The organism is Butyricicoccus faecihominis (assembly GCF_014648015.1).
GTDB classification, from domain to species: domain Bacteria; phylum Bacillota; class Clostridia; order Oscillospirales; family Butyricicoccaceae; genus Agathobaculum; species Agathobaculum butyriciproducens.
Genome location: NZ_BMQH01000017.1, coordinates 18,823 through 35,898 on the forward strand (window position 1 = coordinate 18,823; position 17,076 = coordinate 35,898).

The following is a 17,076-nucleotide window of genomic DNA, read 5'->3' on the forward strand; positions in this document are numbered from 1 at the left end:
CTGTCCATCGGACAGAGGCTTTTCTATCAAATCTGAACGATATTCAGTTGATTACTTAGCAGCCTTAGCAGCCTTGATTGCGTCGATCATCATCGGAACAACCTTGAACAGGTCGCCGCAGATGCCGTAGTCAGCTACGTCGAAGATCGGAGCGGAATCAGACTTGTTAACTGCTACGATGCACTCGGAATCCTGCATACCAGCCTTATGCTGGATAGCGCCGGAAATGCCCAGAGCAACGTACAGCTTCGGATGTACGGTCTTGCCGGTCTGACCAACCTGGTGGTCAGCAGACAGCCAGCCGGAGTCGATAGCAGCACGGGAACCGCCAACAACGCCGCCGAACAGGCCAGCCAGCTCTTCAGCCAGCTTGATGCCGGTCTCAACGTCCTTGGAGATACCACGGCCTACAGATACAACTACCTCAGCGCCGGTCAGGTCAACCAGCTCCTTAGCTTCCTTAACAACCTCGAGAACCTTGGTCTTGATGTCAGCCTCGGACAGCTCGAAAGCTACCGGCTCAACAACTACTGCGTTAGCCTTAGCCTCGTTGTACTCGCCCTTCTTCAGTACGCCCGGACGAACGGTAGCCATCTGCGGACGGAAGCGCGGGCAGATAATGGTAGCCATCAGGTGACCGCCGAATGCCGGACGGGTCATCTTCAGGTTGCGGTCCTCGCGGTTCAGAGCATCGATCTGAGCCTGCGGCAGAGTGGAAGCCTCCTGCAGGAATGCAGCGTACTTCTCTACGTCTACGTCGAGGTGGGTGCAGTCTGCGGTCAGACCGGTGTGCAGACGAGCTGCGCAGCGCGGGCCCAGGTCACGGCCAATGTTGGTAGCGGCGATCAGCAGGATCTCCGGCTTCTTAGCCATAACGGTGTCGCACAGAACCTTTGCGTATGCATCGGTGGTGTAGGTCTCGAGCAGGTCGCTCTCGCAAACCAGAACCTTGTCAGCGCCGTAAGCGCCCAGTTCCTTTGCCATCTTCTCGCCTACGCCCTTGCCGCCAAGCAGCAGGCCGCAAACTTCAGTGCCCATGTCGTCTGCCAGCTTGCGTGCCTCAGAGATCAGCTCGAGCACGGTCGGCTGCAGCTCGCCCTGGCGCTGCTCACAGAATACCCATACGCCGGAGAAATCGGCGAGGTTGGTGTTATTAAAATCAGCCATTGTTCTGTTCTCCTTTCAATCAGATAATATGCTTCTTCAGCAGTTCAGCCGCCAGAGTCTCACAGGTAGCCTTGTCAGCGCCCTCGAGCATCTTGCCCTGACCCTTCTGCGGGGGAGTGAAAGACTTGAAGATATTGGTGGGAGAACCCTTCAGACCAATGGTGGTCGGATCGATCAGCGGATCGTCCTTCAGGGTGTTGTAATCATATACGGAAACCGGAGCGGAGTAGCAGTCCATGATGCCGCCGAGGGACATGTAACGGGGTTCGTTCAGCTCCTTAATGCAGGTCAGCAGGCACGGGGTCTGGGTCTCGATGGTCATGTGGCCGTCCTCGAGCATACGCTTAACAACAACCTTGTCGCCATCCTTCTCGATGCCGGCAACATAGGAAACCTGCGGGATGTCCAGCTTCTCAGCGATCTGAGAGCCAACCTGAGCGGTATCACCGTCGATAGCCTGACGGCCGCAGAATACGATGTCGTCCTTCTCCAGGCCAACCTTCTTAACAGCAGCAGCCAGGATCTGGGAAGTAGCAAAGGTATCGGAACCGCCGAACTCACGAGCGGAAACCAGAACGCCTTCATCAGCACCGCGAGCGATCAGCTCACGCAGCATGCCCTCTGCCGGGGGAGGACCCATGGTGATAACAACGACCTTGCAGCCGGTAGCGTCCTTCAGCTTCAGAGCAGCCTCTACAGCGTTCAGGTCGTCCGGGTTGGTGATGGTCTGCATGGATGCACGATTCAGGGTGCCATCGGGATTAACAGCAACCTTGCCGGAGGTATCCGGAACCTGCTTTACACAAACAATTGCCTTCATAGTTCAGTTTTCCTCCTTTTCTTAGCGCAGAACCTGACCAGCGATGACCATTCTCTGAACCTGAGAAGTGCCCTCGTAGATCTCGGTGATCTTAGCGTCACGCATCATGCGCTCCATCGGGTACTCACGGATGTAACCGTAGCCGCCGTAAATCTGTACGCACTTGGTGGTAACGTCCATTGCAACCTCAGAAGCGTACAGCTTAGCCATAGCAGCTTCCTTGGTGAACGGCAGACCAACATCGTGGTTGAATGCAGCACGGCGAACCAGCAGACGAGCAGCGTCGATCTGAGTTGCCATGTCGGCTACCATCCACTGCAGGCCCTGGAACTTATCAAGGGTCTTGCCGAACTGTACGCGCTCCTTCATGTACTGGATAGCCTTATCCAGAGCGCCCTGTGCGATGCCCAGAGCCTGAGAAGCGATACCGATACGGCCGCCGTCCAGAGTCATCATAGCGATCTTGAAGCCGCCGTTCTCCTTGCCCAGCAGACGGTCTGCCGGCAGATGAACGTCCTCAAAGATCAGCTCAGCGGTCTGAGAACCACGGATGCCCATCTTGTGCTCGATCTTGCCGATAGAGAAGCCCGGGTCGTCCTTGTCAACGATGAACGCAGAAATGCCCTTGTTGCCCTTGGTCTTGTCGGTCATAGCAAATACAACGTAGGTATCTGCACGGCCGCCGCCGGTGATGAACACCTTGGAGCCGTTCATGATGTAGGAGCCGTCCTCCTGCTTAACAGCCATGGTCTGCTGTGCAGCGGAGTCAGTACCTGCGTTCGGCTCGGTCAGGCCGAATGCACCGATCTTGGCGCCTTCCTTCGGCTCGATCAGCGGGCGCAGCCACTTTTCCTTCTGCTCCGGGGTGCCGAAAGCGTAAATCGGCCAAGCACCCAGGGTGCCGTGAGCGGACATAATGCCGCCGGTGGTACCGCATACGCGGCTCATCTCTTCGATAGCGATAGAATAGCAGATATAGTTACCGCCGGAGCCGCCGACTTCCTTCGGGAACTGAATGCCCATCAGGCCGTACTTCATCAGCTTCTGAACGGTTTCCTCCGGATAGCGCTCTTCCGCATCGATCTCAGCTGCGATCGGCTCTACTTCATTCAGAGCGAACTCGCGGCACATCTTCTGGAACAGTGCTTCTTCTTTTGTAAGCCTAAAATCCATGCCATAAACCTCCCAAAAATAAATAATAGCGGACACGCACAAAAACACAGCGCACACGGTCATTGGCCGCAGCGCCGCGCCCAGCGAGGTCCTTGTTTGGAGCATGTCTATCTCTATTATAGCGGCCGGAAACCATTTGTCAAGGATTTAACATTCTTTTTACTAATAAAATCCGCACTCCATTTTTTGTGCGTTTCTGCCAAATGTCGGCAGGGACGAACGCATATTGCACGCAACCCTCATCCTGTTCTGTCGCCGCTTATATTTTTTAGAAAAATTACGATTTTACTTCATATTTTTCACATTTAATACATATAACAGAAGGAAACCATCAATCAGAGGAGGAATCGCCTATGTGTGGTATCGGCGGTTTTGTCGATTATGAACGCGACGCACGCCGCGGCGGACCGATCCTTCACGGAATGAAGCGAACGCTTACGCCGCGCGGGCCGGATGCCGAAGGCACGTATTTTGACGAGGACACAGCGCTTATCCATCGGCGGCTGATCGTCATTGATCCGGAGGGCGGCAAGCAGCCGATGTACTCTCCCGACAGGAATACTATCCTTATATATAACGGAGAGTTATATAACACGCCGGAATTGCGTACAGAACTTATGTCACGCGGGCACGAGTTTGTCGGACATTCGGACACCGAAGTGCTGCTGCACGCCTATCTCGAGTGGAAAACCGACGCATTTGCGCGGCTGAACGGCATTTTCGCCTTTGCCATCTGGGAGAAACGCGAACGCCGACTGACGCTCTGCCGCGACCGACTGGGCGTGAAACCGCTGTTTTTCGCTCCCATTCGCAACGGTCTGACCTTCGGTTCGACCATTGACACCGTGCTGTGCCATCCGGAGATCGAGCCTGCGCTCGACGAGGATGGTCTGCGCATGCTGCTGCTGCTCGGGCCTGCGCGCCCGCCGGAATCCGGCGTTTTCCGGCAGATCAAGTCGCTGCTCCCCGGACATTTTGCCGTTTTGACTCCGGAAAACTTCACCGATCACGTTTACTGGCAGCTCGAGGCGCACGAGCATGAGGACGACCTGCCGACTACCATCGAGCGCACGCACACGCTCATCTGCGATGCCGCCCGGCGCCAGCTGGTCAGCGATGTGCCGCTGGCGTGTTTCCTGTCCGGCGGACTGGATTCGTCCATCCTGTCCATGCTGGCGGCGAAAGATTACGCGGCCCGCGGCGAAACGCTGCATACCTGGTCGGTGGATTATCGGGACAACGATAAATATTTTACAAAGAGTATATTTCAACCTAATAGTGACGATTCGTATATTGATCAAATGGTGGATTTTCTCGGTACGCACCATCATCGCGTTGTGCTCGAACCGGAGGCACTGTGCGCGGCTCTGCTCCCCGCGACGGATGCGCGTGCGCTGCCCGGCATGGCGGATGTGGACTCCTCCCTGCTGCTGTTCTGTGCGGCCGTTAAGCGCGGCGGAACCACCGTTTGCCTGTCCGGCGAGTGCGCCGACGAGTTATTTGGCGGCTATCCGTGGTACCACCGTGAGGAAATTCTGTTTGAAGATACGTTTCCGTGGTCACGGTCGGTCGGTCTGCGGCTGGGTCTGCTCACACCGGATGCCGTTAGAAACGGCGAGGAATTTGTGCGCCAGCACTACCGCGACACCTGCGCCCGCGCACCCAGACTGCCGTCCGATGACAAAAAAGCAGCCCGGATGCGTGAAATGTTCGTGCTCAATCTTGACTGGTTCATGGCGACCCTGCTCGACCGCAAGGACCGCATGAGCATGTACTCCGGTCTTGAGGTTCGCGTGCCCTTCTGCGACCACCGCATTGTCGAATATGCCTATAATATGCCGTGGGGCTTCAAATCGCTCGAGGGACGTGAGAAGGGCATCGTGCGCCGCGCATTCGCCGATGAACTGCCCAAAGAGATCGTTTACCGCAAGAAAAGTCCGTATCCGAAAACCTTTCATCCGGTTTATACCCGCTTGTGCGCGGACTATGTCCGCCGTATTTTCGAGGATAACACCTCGGTCACCGCTTCCCTGTTCGACCGGAATGCCGTACAAAAACTCATGCAGCGGCCGGAAAGCCTCACCGAACCGTGGTTCGGACAGCTGATGCGCACCCCGCAGATTTTCGCGTATATCATCCAGCTTGACCGGTGGTTTCGGCATTATCATGTCAAAATAGTATAAAAATAATGGAGAATGAAAAACGATACGTTCATCTTCCATTCTCCATTTAAAATGCTCAATTATGCGAAATACTCCGCCAGTGTGTTAATGATAAGCTGATGATCATCCACATGATCCGGATAACCGGAAACGCAGATGGAACCGATCACGCCGGTGCCGCGCAGCCGGATCGGGAAACCGCCGCCTGCGGCGTACTCGTTCGGGTCGAGCTTGCGGTCCGCGAAGGTCTCACCCGCGTCCTCCAGCTCTGCGAAAAACCGCAGCGAGGACGTTTCCATCAGGTCAACCGCGTTGCGCTTGCGCGCGAGCCACAGCTCGCTGTCCGGCTTTGCGCCTTCTGCGAAGTAACGGAACACGACCAGACCGTTCACCGTAATCTCAACCGCAACCGGCTGCTCCTTTGCGTTTTCATGCAGCTTGAGGCCGATTTTCAGCGCATCCTCGCGCGAAAAATGCTCAAACTGAAACTTCTCCTCCTGCTCTGCACACATGGAGATCATTGTTTTGTAATCCTGCATACTGTCCCCGCCTTTCGAGATTTTGCCGCCTTTGCGGCTGTTACCTTTAGTATATCTGTTTTTTCACCTGCTGACAAGGAGGTTTTTTCATGGCTGAACTGACCGACGGCACCGCCGAACTGCGTGTACTCGTCACGACCGCGTTAGGCGCACTGCCGCTTGAAAACGCCATCGTTTCCGTCTCCACCGCGCCGGATGATACCGGCATGCGCACGCTGCTTTACTCGGTCACGACCGACTCCGGCGGCATGACGCCGTCCATGATACTGACAACGCCGCCGCGTAGCAACTCGCTGAGTCCGGGCAGCGGTCCGCCGTTTGCGGTCTACACGGTCGAAATCTCCGCCGAGGGCTACACACCGCTGACCGCGCTGCACATCGCCATGTTCTCCGGCGTGCCGACCATGCTGCCCGTGGCACTTACACCGCTCAAGGAAAACCAGAGCTTCGCGCAGACCGACCTGACTGCCACCGATGCGCCGCAGGCCCTCGATCCGGCTCTGCCGGAGAATCCGTAAAAGGAGGGATTGCTTTGCCCGAACCCTATGTTTCCATACCGGAAACCATCACGGTGCACCTCGGTGCGCCGTCCTCGAATGCGCAGAATGTCACCGTGCCGTTTGCGGACTACATCAAGAATGTGGCCTCGTCCGAGATTTATCCGACCTGGCCCGAGCAGGCCATCCGCGCCAACGTGTACGCACAAATGTCCTATGTGCTCAACCGTGTATTCACCGAATGGTACCGCGCGCAAGGCTACGATTTTGACATCACCAATTCCACGCGGTATGACCAGTCCTTTGTGCCCGGACGGGATATTTTCGAGAATATTTCCACCATTGTAGATGATATGATCGGCACTTACCTCACCCGCGGCGACTCGGTCGAGCCGCTGTTCGCGCAGTACTGCAACGGCACAACCGTCACCTGTCCGGGCGGCCTGAGCCAGTGGGGCACCGTGCCGCTTGCCGAACAGGGACTTTCCGCCGAGCAGATCTTGCAGTCGTTTTACGGCAGCGACATCAATTTCGTCACCGGTGCACCGCTCTCGCCCAATCTCGGCGGGTCATTTCCCGGTGTAACGCTGCGGCTTGGCGATTTTTCCGAGGATGTCCGCACGATTCAAACGCGCCTTAACCGCATTTCGACCAATTTCCCGAACATTCCGAAAATCTATCCCACAGACGGCGTGTTCAACGCAGATACCGAACGCGCCGTGCGGGCGTTCCAGCGGCAATTCAACCTCACCGAGGACGGCCTTGTCGGCCCGGCAACATGGTACCGCATCGCGTTCATTTATAATAATGTCAAGCGCCTGAGCGAGCTCAACAGCGAGGGACTGACCCTCAGTGAGATTTCCCGCCAGTACCCCGAGCGGCTGACCGAGGGCATGAGCGGCCCGGGCGTACAGCTTTTGCAGTATTTTCTTGCCATTGTCGGCGAATTTTACGATGCGCTGCCGCGTTGGCAGGCGGAACAGATCGACGGTATTTTCGGTCCGCAGACCCGCGAAGCCGTGGCTGCGTATCAGCGGCTTGTCGGCCTGCCTATCACCGGTGTGGTGGATCGAGAGACGTGGTATGCCCTGCTTTCCACCTACCAGTCCGTGCTGCTCGCCCAGCCTGAGCAGGAGTGGCTCGAGGAATTTATCGGCCTGCCGGAGACCTTTCTTGTCAAGGGGATGCGCGGCGAAGCCGTGCGGAAGGCGCAGCAGCTCATCAACATCATCGCGCGCGGCTATGCCGAGGTGCCCGCTGTCACGGTAGACGGCATTTTCGGAGACGCGACCGAGTCCTCGGTGTCAGTCATCCAGTCGCTGCTCGGTCTGCCCACCACGGGCGCTATCGGTCCGCTGACATGGGAGGGCATGGCCGATCTTGCCGAAACCGTGCTGGCCGGCAGCCAGAGTGCCAGAGGACAGTATCCCGGCTATCCCGTTGGAGAGGAGGCAACGTGATTGTACACCGATGCACAAAAACGCAGCCATATTTTCGATTTGCAGACCTTTCTGCGACGCATCCAGCAGTCTGAGGGTAGCGCTGCACCGCTCGTGCCGGACGGCATCTGGGATGCAAAGACTGCCGCTGCCGTGCGCGATTATCAGCAGCAGAACTGCCTTCCGGTGACGGGCACCGCCGACCAGCGCACATGGAACGCCATCTACGCTACATATGCCGCGCTTATCGCCGCCGATGCACTTCCCATGCAGACGGCATTCTTCCCGCCTGAGAGCAATGCCGTGCTGAAACCGGGCGCGAAAAGTCCCACGGTGTATGTGCTCCAGCTCATGCTGTGCGAAAGTGCGCCGCATTATAACCGGATTGCCGCCGTGCCGCTCACCGGCGAGTACGATGCGGATACACAGTCCGCTGTCAGACATGCACAGAAAATTTTTCAGCTGCCCGAGACCGGCATTACCGATCGAGCCACATGGCAGGCACTGACAGGGCTGCACAATGCTTTGTTCCAGCGAACGCCGCTCGGTTGGCAAATCAATGGAGAATTGAGATTGGAAAATGAAAAATGAACATAAAAAGACCCCGAAACCATGTTTCGGGGTCTTTCTATTCGCCTTATTCGCTGAGCAGCATACGGTCGCTCTCGATGTTGAACTTCTCGAGCAGGTCGCGGACGGTAAGGTTCTTCTTCTCCTCACCGCGGATATCAACGACAACGCGACCGGCATCCATCATAATCAGACGGTTGCCGTACTGGATGGCGTTCTTCATGTTATGCGTTACCATCAATGTGGTGAGATTGTCGCGTGCAACGATCTCTTCGGTGATCTGCAGCACCTTATCTGCGGTTTTCGGATCGAGCGCTGCGGTATGCTCGTCGAGCAGCAGCAGATCCGGCTTGCGCAGGGTGGCCATCAGCAGGGTCAGTGCCTGACGCTGACCGCCGGACAGCAGACCGACCTTACTGGTCATGCGGTTCTCCAGTCCCAGACCGAGCGTTGCCAGCTTTTCGCGATACAGCTCGCGTTCCTCGTTCGTGATACCGGAGCCGAGGCCGCGCTTCTGACCGCGGCGGTATGCCAGCGCCAGATTCTCCTCGATACCCATGGTAGCGGCAGTACCCATCATCGGGTCCTGAAATACGCGGCCGAGGAAACGCGCGCGCTTATGCTCGGGCAGATTGGTCAGGTCGTAGCCGTTCAGATGAATCATGCCCGCATCCACCGGATACACGCCTGCGATCAGGTTCAGCGTGGTGGACTTGCCGGCGCCGTTGCCGCCGATGATGGTGACAAAATCGCCGTCCTCAAGGGTCAGGTTCAGGTTGTCAATGGCACGCTTTTCGTTTACCGTGCCCGCGTTGAAGGTCTTGTAAATCCCTTTGAGCTGCAGCATGTTACTTGGCCTCCTTCGCATCAGTCTTTGCGGCACTCTTGGCTGCACCGCGGAAATACTTGCCCTTCCAGTACGGAACAGCAAGGAAGATTGCAACGACGAAAGCCGAGATCAGCTTCAGGTCGTTGGTGTTCAGGCCGAGATTGAGGACCACCTGAATAACCAGATAGTACACAACCGCACCGAGCGATACGCCGAGCAGACGCAGCGCAAAGTTGCGGAAAATACGGCTGAACAGCACCTCACCGATGATGACAGCGGCAAGGCCGATAACGATAGCGCCACGGCCGGCGTTGACATCCGCGAAGCCCTGATACTGGCAGTACAGCGCACTTGCCAGCGCAACCAGACCGTTGGACAGCATCAGGCCGAGCACCTTGACAAAATCAACATTGATGCCCTGTGCACGGCTCATGTTCGGGTTTGCGCCGGTCGCACGAATGGAGCAGCCGAGCGCCGTACCGAAGAACCAGTACAGCAGTGCGATAACCACAATCGTAAAAACAGCCGCAACGAAAATCGGATTTTCGATAGTCAGCTTCTTGACGTTGCGCAGCGATACAAGCAGCTTGTAGTTGTCCGGATTGATCGCTACATTTGCTTTTTTGTCCATAATGCGCAGGTTAATGGAGAACAGCGCCAGCTGTGTCAAAATACCGGCCAGAATCGCCGGAATACCCATACAGGTATGCAGAATACCGGTGATAAGTCCGGCCAGCATGCCGGCAAGGAAAGCGCACAGCATTGCCACCCATACATTCGCGCCGTGCGTCATCATAACGATGCACACCGCACCGCCGGTCGCCATCGTACCATCGACGGTCAGGTCGGCCAGATCGAGCACCTTAAAGGTGATGAATACGCCGATCGCCATCAGTCCCCAGATCAAACCCTGCGCCACTGCACCGGGAAGTGCGGAAAGCAGGCCCGAGAAAAAGCTCACTTAAATTCCCCCAAACAATAATGTTATCTGATAAAGCGTAAAAACGCTATCTCCATTATAGCAAATTTCCGGGGTATTGCAATGATAACTTGCCGTTTCCGCGGATTATTTTGTTCCCTACCGTTTTTCTATGCTATTTTTAGCAGAAAAAGGAGATGCGAAAGCACCTCTTTTTCTGCTTATTATTTTCTTATCACATCTGATGATCGAGCGTTACAACCGGATTATAGCGCGAGTCGATCGCTTTCAGACCGTCATAGATCTTCATCAGCAGGGAGCGTTTGGCATCCTCATCATAGGAAAACGGCACAACAACGTCGAAAATCAGGTTGATCTGGCGTTTGCCGTCCACTATGCGGAAGTCGTGCATGGTAAGCTGTCCGTCGATCTGACGGAGCACGCCGTCGGTCTGCTCACGCAGCGCGTTGACATACGCATTATTGATATCGATCGGATCCATGTGGATGACCAGATACACACCGGTCTGCTGCCAGACACGCTTTTCGGCCTCGTCGATTTCCTCGTGCACAGCCACAAAGTCCGAGTCGCTCGGCACTTCGGCATGCAGCGACGCAATTGAGCGGCCCGCACCGTAATTGTGGATAATCATATCGTGTACGCCGACAATATGGTCGGACTCCATTACAATCCGCCGAATATTGCGAGCAACCTCCGGATCGGCGGCTTCGCCGAGCAGCGGCGCAACCGTATCCTTCGCAATGCCGATGCCCGACCAGAGGATAAACGCGGCAACGGCAACGCCCACATAGCCGTCCACCGGCAGCGTGGTAAACCGGCCGGCTACCATGCCGAGTACGACAACAGCCGTGGTAATAACATCATTACGGCTGTCCTGACCGGCCGCCATCAGCACCGGAGAGTCGATTCTGCGGCCGATATTGACGTTGAACGCGCCCATCCACAGCTTAACCAGCATGGATACGGCAAGAATCCCCATCAGCACCGCCGAGAACGCTACGGCAGCCGGATGCAGAATGCGGTCGAGCGAGGTTTTGAAGAACTCGAAGCCGACCAGAATGATGATGAACGAGACGATCAGTCCCGCGATGTACTCGGTGCGTCCGTAGCCGAACGGATGCTTCGCATCCGGCTCCTTGCCGGAAACCTTGAAGCCGACAATGGAAATCAAGCAGGACAGACCGTCCGACAGGTTGTTGAATGCGTCCGCCGCGATGGAAATCGACCCTGTAAGCAGACCAATGATCAGCTTGAGCGCAAACAGGAACAGGTTGCATGCCAGTCCGACCGCACCGGACAACACGCCGAATTTTTCACGCACCCGCGAATCGCCGGTGTTTTCCGCATCGCGGATGAAAATATGGATAAGTGCGTTTGTCATAGAAGTCCCTTCATATACAGAATGTTATAAATACCAACAATAATTGCTCCCTGCAGAATCATAATTGCCGGTATGCCGAGCATGAAAATATGGTGCAGCGTCTTGTGACGGATGATGAGCATGGTGGCGTACACGCCCGGCCCGCCGCCGATCAGCGCCCAGAAAAACAGCGTGCGCTCGGGCACACGCCTCCAGCCGCGAGCCGCGGCGAGCTTATCGTAAATACAGACAATCGCGCCGATGACGCTGACTGCAATAAAATAGTACAGCACGTACTGCACGGTTGCTGCACCTCCTTTCGGATTTCCTACAATTTTACCACAGGCATTGCCGTATTGCAAAGAAATCAGGTCAAAAATAGCCGTGACTAACGGAAAAGTAGCGGTGTCTAACACAAAAGGCGCCTTTTCAGGCGCCTTTTGTCTTTTACCGTCTTTTCTGTTGCAATCGCAATGACAAATGAAAATGCACTCACATCTCATTTTCCATTATCAATTTTTTCGGGTTGCCGCTATCGAACGGCTCATCAAAGTGATAGTGCATCAGCCAGCCTGCGTCAAACTGCGCGGCATACTGTCCGGCGAGCGAGGCGGCACGAATACGCGCCAGACCGAACAGCTCCGGAACGGAATCCGTGCGGGTTTCGTCCGGTTTCCACAGGTTATGCCACGGCTGATGAGCCAGATTGAGCGCATCCCACACCGGACGCTCGAGCTTCATGTGACCGGTGAGCAGGGCGCCCCGACCAAGCAGGGCTTCCGCCTTTTTCGCTCCGCGATAGACGGCGCGGCTCTCCGAATAGAGAAAACTCTCCCATGAAGTCATTTCCGCGAACGAACGGCGCAGCTCATGCGTGGAAACATCGGCTCCGTACACGGTTTTGAGCACCGCGTGCAGCACAACCGACAGCACCGCCTGCTCGATCGGTGACAGCTGATAGCGTTCCTCCGGATCGAACTCAGTGATGGGGCGATGGCATGCGCGTTCGTAGATCAGATAGTCAATGTCACTTTCTATGCGGCTGTGCACCGCCGATGCGGACAGCTTCGGATTTTCAGCACAGAACCGCACCTGTTGGCAGTAAACATAGGGATGAATCTCGCTGTCGAGCGCATAATGGCACACGAAGCCGTAGAAATACGCCGCTGCGATCTCCTGCGCGTCACCGCTCAGGTCGCGCACCGCACGCGAGAGCGCCGCAAACAGCTCGTCCGTTTTCTCCGAGTGCATGCGGTTGCCCAGCTTGTGCAGCGGACTGCCGAACAGGATTTTCCGGTAAAACAGCGGGTCCGGTCCCTGACAGCCCCAGAAAAAGCACGCCGGACGGCATGCCGCTGCCCGCTGCGCCGGTGCGGGAAACACCGTCAGTGCCTGCCTGCCGAATAGATGATGCGATACAAAATCCGCCATACTGTTTTCCTCCTCGCTGTGCTTTTCTTTAGATGATTACAGGCAATACCGCATAATTGAACAAGAGTGATTTGCGAGTAAATTTTGCGTACTGACGAGGCACAGTTTTGCGGTAATACTTGATGTATTACCGTGAAACTTCGGCAGCGCGGACGGAACTCGCGCAAGGAACCGAAATCAAAGTCAGAACACGAAATTTCCGCAAAGCACCGCGGCAGCGCGACCGGAGCCTGCGCAAGGAGCCGCCGCTTTAATTGTGCGGTGTTGCCTACAGTATACCACGAAATCCGACTTTCTGCAAAGCATGGAAAACGCGCCTGCCGATAACCGACAGGCGCGTTTCTCAACGGATTTGCTTACTTTTCTGCTATATGGCGGCCGAACGAGGTCGAATTCATCGCCTTCTGCAGCGCCGGCAGAAGCGCCATTGCAACAACTACCGCGATAACGATATTCGGAGGCGAGGTCATCAGCTTCGGAATATTGGCCACAAAAGCCGGAACCAGCGCACTGCCGCCGATCATCAGCTCAATAATACCCTTGAGCATGTACAGCAGCGACGAGAACACCGCACCTGCAAGGCACGCCACGAGGTTGCGCGCAAACTTCTTTGCGGCAGCGGCACCGGCGTAAGCGATCACGCCGCACAGCCATGCCATCAGAAAGAAACGCAGGAAGGTGATCCACGCCTCCGGTGCGTACTCCGGCGTCATCAGGTCGAAGATCATCGAGCCGATACCGGCTGCAAGACCGCCGCGAACCGGTCCGAGCAGCAGGCCGCACAGCAGCACGAACGCGTTTGCGAGCTTGATCATGGTGGTGCCTGTCGGCGTCGGAATGCGAATGGACAGGAACATGGTAACAACGAATACCACTGCCGCCATCAGACCGATCATCACGATGTCGTACAGCGAAAACGCTTTTTTCTTGGATTCCATCATAAATCCCCCTGATCTGATATGTTTTATTTATCATACCGCGAATATGGTCTGTCGAAAATGGTCAGTTCGCATTTATTTTACAGGGTCAGATGGATAATCCCGGAATGGCTGGGCAAACTACGCGTACAGAAAGGGGAACCTTGCATGAAACTGGATAAACAAACCTATCAACAGCTGCTCGAACGCAAAAGTCCGAATTCGCCGCTGTGGCGCGACTGCCTGCTGGCGTTTCTGATTGGCGGTGCGATCTGCACGGTCGGCGAGGGGGTGCGGCAGCTGTGGCTCTCCCGCGGACTGGATACCGAGGACACAGCCGCCGCGACCGCCATCACGATGGTGTTTCTCGGTGCCCTGCTCACCTGCCTGCATTTGTACGAAAAGCTTGCAAAATATGCGGGAGCAGGCACGATTGTGCCGATCACCGGCTTTGCAAACGCCATTGTTTCTCCGGCGATGGAGTTCAAAAGCGAAGGGCTAATCCTCGGTCTGGGCGCAAAGCTGTTTGTTATCGCGGGACCGGTGCTGGTATACGGCATTTCGGCAAGCGTCATTTACGGTCTCATTCTGTTTTTGACGGGAGGCGGTTCGGTATGATAAAGCGCATCGGGAAGCGCACACTTGCGCTCGAAAACCGGCCGTATCTGCTCGGACACGCGGCGGCAGTCGGCAAAAAAGAGGGCGAAGGCCCGCTCGGTGAGCGGTTTGACTATGTGGCGAAGAATGACCGGATGGGACAGCGCTCGTGGGAGCTGGCGGAGAGCGAACTGCAAAAGACCGCCATCCGGCTTGCGCTGCGCAAGGCCACCCTGCCCGAGCGTTCGCTCGACCTGATCCTTGCAGGCGACCTGCTCAACCAGTGCATCGGCTCGTTTTTAGCGTCCATGCACGCGAATGTGCCCTATCTCGGACAGTACGGTGCATGCTCGACGATGGCACAGGGTCTTGCGCTCGGCGGCTGTCTGGTCGAGAGCGGCGCGGCAGACCGCCTGCTTGCGGCAGCATCCTCGCATTTCTGCTCGGCGGAGCGGCAGTACCGTTTTCCGCTGGCCTACGGCGGGCAGCGCACACCAACCGCACAATGGACGACTACTGCGGCAGGCGCGGCTATTCTCGGCAGTGCGCCGGTGCCGAACGGCGCGGAGCCGTGCGATGTGCGCGTGACGCATGTTCTGTTCGGCAAAATGGTCGAAATGGGCGTCAAGGACGCGGCCAACATGGGTGCGGCGATGGCGCCCGAAGATGTGAATTTAGACCCATACATTTTTCGGCGCGCTGAGCGCTGTGTTTTGCACAAAACCTGCTGTTATCAGAACCATTCACTGGTATTCCCGTCCGAACGAACAAAAACAGACAATCCCCCTGATACCGGGCCGGCATCAAGGGGGATTTTATCTGCGCACATGCTTTTCTTATCCAAACACCGCAGAGGCGAGCGGATAGACCACAACAAGACAGGCCGCAAGGGATAGCACAAGGAACACGAGGTTCGCCTTGAGCACACCGCGGACCGTCACATGCCCCGGTCCGAAGATGAGCGGTGCCGGTGTGCACGCGGACGGCGTCAGAGATGCCATAGATGCTGCGACACCGATGACAGCGGCGAACGCTCCCAGATGCATGTTGGAACCGGAGAGCAGCGCCAGACCGATATTGAAGAACAGCACCATCGTCACCACATTAGAGAGGAAATTTGTCATGATGAGTGCCGCAATCGCGAGCAGTTCGAGCAGCACTGGACTTTGTATTGAGCAGCACTCTCGTCCGTCCCTATACGGCCTGCTATATGATTTCTGTTCGTCGGTTTTGGAGTTTTCCGTCAGTTTTTGGCTGGCACCCGGCTTACTTGTCGCTGCTATATCGAACGCACTGCAAAAACCAGGTTGCGGCTTAATGCACAACCTGGTTTTTCTTTCCTCATATCAAGCAAAAATTACTTGTTCTTATTCTTGATGTACTCGTCCATCGCAGCCGCAGCGCGCTTGCCGGCGCCCATTGCGAGGATAACGGTAGCCGCACCGGTAACAGCGTCACCGCCGGCGAATACGCCGTCCTTGGAGGTGATGCCGTGCTCGTCATCAGCCACGATGCAGCCCTTGCGGTTGGTTTCCAGACCCGGCGTGGTGTGACGGATCAGCGGGTTCGGGCTGGTGCCGATCGCCGCGATGACACAATCGAGGTCGAGTACAAACTCACTGCCCTCAACCGGAATCGGACGGCGGCGGCCGGATGCGTCAGGCTCACCCAGCTCCATCTGCTGGCACTTGAGGCCGGTGACGTTGAAGTTCTCGTCAGACAGCACTTCGAGCGGCGCGGTCAGGAACTTGAATACAACGCCCTCTTCCTTCGCGTGGTGAATCTCCTCGAGACGAGCCGGAAGCTCCTTCTCGGAACGGCGGTAAACAATGTAAACCTCGTCTGCGCCCATGCGCTTTGCACAGCGGGCAGCGTCCATTGCTACGTTGCCGCCGCCGACAACAGCGACCTTCTTGGCGTGGTAGATCGGGGTGTCCGCGTTTTCCTTGTATGCCTTCATCAGATTGATGCGGGTCAGGTACTCGTTTGCGGAGTAAACGCCGTTTGCGTTCTCGCCCGGAACGCCGATAAAGGTCGGCAGACCGGCACCGGAGCCAACGAAAATTGCTTCAAAACCGTCACCGAACAGCTCGTCGATGGTCTCAGAACGGCCTACAACAAAGTTCAGCACGAACGCAACACCGAGATCCTTCAGCGTGTCGATCTCCTTCTGCACGATAGCCTTGGGCAGACGGAACTCCGGAATGCCGTACATCAGAACGCCGCCTGCGGTGTGCAGCGCCTCGAAAACGGTAACCTCATAACCCATGCGAGCCAGATCGCCTGCGCAGGTCAGACCGGCCGGACCTGCACCAACGATGGCAACCTTGTGACCGTTGGATTCCGGCTTGACAGCCTTCTCGGTGCTGTTTTCGCGCGCATAGTCCGCAACGAAGCGCTCCAGACGGCCGATGGCTACCGGCTCGCCCTTGATGCCACGGACACAGTGACACTCGCACTGGCTCTCCTGCGGGCATACACGGCCGCAGACAGCGGGCAGAGCGGAGGTTTCCTTGATCTTCGCAGCCGCCTCGAGGAACTTACCCTCTGCAACCAGAGAGATGAACTCCGGAATCTTGACCTGTACCGGACAGCCGGTCATGCAGGGCTTGTTCTTGCAGTTCAGGCAGCGCTG

18 protein-coding genes are annotated in these 17,076 nt (G+C 56.4%); 6 read left to right on the forward strand and 12 right to left on the reverse strand.

The window, feature by feature from the left end:
- Positions 1–51: 51 nt before the first annotated feature.
- From acrA to IEY11_RS13515, 3 genes are read right to left on the reverse strand one after another with little or no spacing between them, the layout of a single operon-like run.
- Positions 52–1,167, reverse strand: coding sequence for an acryloyl-CoA reductase electron transfer subunit beta (acrA, locus tag IEY11_RS13505; protein WP_188886819.1), 1,116 nt, complete (start codon positions 1,165–1,167; stop codon positions 52–54).
- A 19-nt stretch (positions 1,168–1,186) separates the two neighbouring features.
- Positions 1,187–1,987, reverse strand: coding sequence for an acryloyl-CoA reductase electron transfer subunit gamma (gene acrB / locus IEY11_RS13510; protein WP_118361149.1), 801 nt, complete (start codon positions 1,985–1,987; stop codon positions 1,187–1,189).
- Between the two features lie 21 nt (positions 1,988–2,008).
- Positions 2,009–3,160, reverse strand: coding sequence for an acyl-CoA dehydrogenase (locus tag IEY11_RS13515; protein WP_110435953.1), 1,152 nt, complete (start codon positions 3,158–3,160; stop codon positions 2,009–2,011).
- 353 nt (positions 3,161–3,513) lie between these two features.
- Here IEY11_RS13515 and asnB point away from each other — a divergent pair, with 353 nt between their 5' ends.
- Positions 3,514–5,343 (forward strand): asparagine synthase (glutamine-hydrolyzing), encoded by a 1,830-nt coding sequence (gene asnB / locus IEY11_RS13520; protein ID WP_188886820.1) that lies wholly within the window; start codon positions 3,514–3,516, stop codon positions 5,341–5,343.
- A gap of 59 nt (positions 5,344–5,402) precedes the next feature.
- Here the strand turns inward: asnB and IEY11_RS13525 are convergent, their stop codons facing one another.
- A complete protein-coding gene (locus IEY11_RS13525) occupies positions 5,403–5,861 on the reverse strand; it encodes a heme-degrading domain-containing protein (RefSeq protein WP_117489127.1) in 459 nt (152 codons plus the stop codon).
- An 89-nt stretch (positions 5,862–5,950) separates the two neighbouring features.
- Here IEY11_RS13525 and IEY11_RS13530 point away from each other — a divergent pair, with 89 nt between their 5' ends.
- Genes IEY11_RS13530 through IEY11_RS13540 form a run of 3 tightly spaced genes read left to right on the forward strand, consistent with a single transcriptional unit; the run spans position 5,951 to position 8,388 of the window.
- Complete coding sequence (locus IEY11_RS13530; RefSeq protein ID WP_118730403.1) at positions 5,951–6,379, forward strand: carboxypeptidase regulatory-like domain-containing protein; 429 nt, start codon at positions 5,951–5,953, stop codon at positions 6,377–6,379.
- A gap of 14 nt (positions 6,380–6,393) precedes the next feature.
- Positions 6,394–7,818 carry a peptidoglycan-binding protein gene (locus IEY11_RS13535; RefSeq protein WP_118730402.1) on the forward strand — a complete coding sequence of 475 codons (1,425 nt, stop codon included), beginning with the start codon at positions 6,394–6,396 and terminating at the stop codon, positions 7,816–7,818.
- A complete protein-coding gene (locus tag IEY11_RS13540) occupies positions 7,819–8,388 on the forward strand; it encodes a peptidoglycan-binding domain-containing protein (protein WP_118730401.1) in 570 nt (189 codons plus the stop codon).
- Positions 8,389–8,434: 46 nt separating this feature from the next.
- Here IEY11_RS13540 and IEY11_RS13545 read toward each other — a convergent pair whose 3' ends face one another.
- The 6 genes from IEY11_RS13545 to IEY11_RS13570 form a co-directional block, all read right to left on the reverse strand.
- Entirely contained in the window at positions 8,435–9,214 is a 780-nt protein-coding gene (locus tag IEY11_RS13545; RefSeq protein ID WP_110435947.1) for an ABC transporter ATP-binding protein, read from the reverse strand.
- Between the two features lies 1 nt (position 9,215).
- Entirely contained in the window at positions 9,216–10,157 is a 942-nt protein-coding gene (locus IEY11_RS13550; RefSeq protein ID WP_118481349.1) for an ABC transporter permease, read from the reverse strand.
- A 193-nt stretch (positions 10,158–10,350) separates the two neighbouring features.
- Positions 10,351–11,517, reverse strand: coding sequence for a cation diffusion facilitator family transporter (locus tag IEY11_RS13555; protein ID WP_188886821.1), 1,167 nt, complete (start codon positions 11,515–11,517; stop codon positions 10,351–10,353).
- The gene (locus tag IEY11_RS14960) at positions 11,514–11,798 is read right to left on the reverse strand and encodes a DUF1294 domain-containing protein (RefSeq protein ID WP_116705656.1); all 285 of its coding nucleotides are present in this window, start codon (positions 11,796–11,798) and stop codon (positions 11,514–11,516) included. The genes IEY11_RS13555 and IEY11_RS14960 overlap by 4 nt, the downstream gene beginning before the upstream one ends.
- A 190-nt stretch (positions 11,799–11,988) precedes the next feature.
- Complete coding sequence (locus IEY11_RS13565) at positions 11,989–12,927, reverse strand: zinc dependent phospholipase C family protein (protein ID WP_188886823.1); 939 nt, start codon at positions 12,925–12,927, stop codon at positions 11,989–11,991.
- A 356-nt stretch (positions 12,928–13,283) separates the two neighbouring features.
- The gene (locus IEY11_RS13570) at positions 13,284–13,868 is read right to left on the reverse strand and encodes an ECF transporter S component (RefSeq protein WP_194461876.1); all 585 of its coding nucleotides are present in this window, start codon (positions 13,866–13,868) and stop codon (positions 13,284–13,286) included.
- Positions 13,869–14,012: 144 nt separating this feature from the next.
- Here IEY11_RS13570 and spoVAC point away from each other — a divergent pair, with 144 nt between their 5' ends.
- Together spoVAC and IEY11_RS13580 are read left to right on the forward strand one after the other, a co-directional pair.
- Positions 14,013–14,462, forward strand: coding sequence for a stage V sporulation protein AC (gene spoVAC / locus IEY11_RS13575; RefSeq protein ID WP_110435941.1), 450 nt, complete (start codon positions 14,013–14,015; stop codon positions 14,460–14,462).
- Positions 14,459–15,337 (forward strand): beta-ketoacyl-[acyl-carrier-protein] synthase family protein, encoded by an 879-nt coding sequence (locus tag IEY11_RS13580; RefSeq protein WP_118730396.1) that lies wholly within the window; start codon positions 14,459–14,461, stop codon positions 15,335–15,337. The genes spoVAC and IEY11_RS13580 overlap by 4 nt, the downstream gene beginning before the upstream one ends.
- On the opposite strand, the gene IEY11_RS13585 is transcribed toward IEY11_RS13580, so the two are convergent.
- Together IEY11_RS13585 and gltA are read right to left on the reverse strand one after the other, a co-directional pair.
- Positions 15,278–15,601, reverse strand: coding sequence for a transporter permease (locus IEY11_RS13585; protein WP_118730395.1), 324 nt, complete (start codon positions 15,599–15,601; stop codon positions 15,278–15,280). The genes IEY11_RS13580 and IEY11_RS13585 overlap by 60 nt on opposite strands.
- 197 nt (positions 15,602–15,798) lie before the next feature.
- The coding region (gene gltA, locus IEY11_RS13590) for an NADPH-dependent glutamate synthase (protein WP_188886825.1) at positions 15,799–17,076 on the reverse strand (1,278 nt) is incomplete at its 5' end.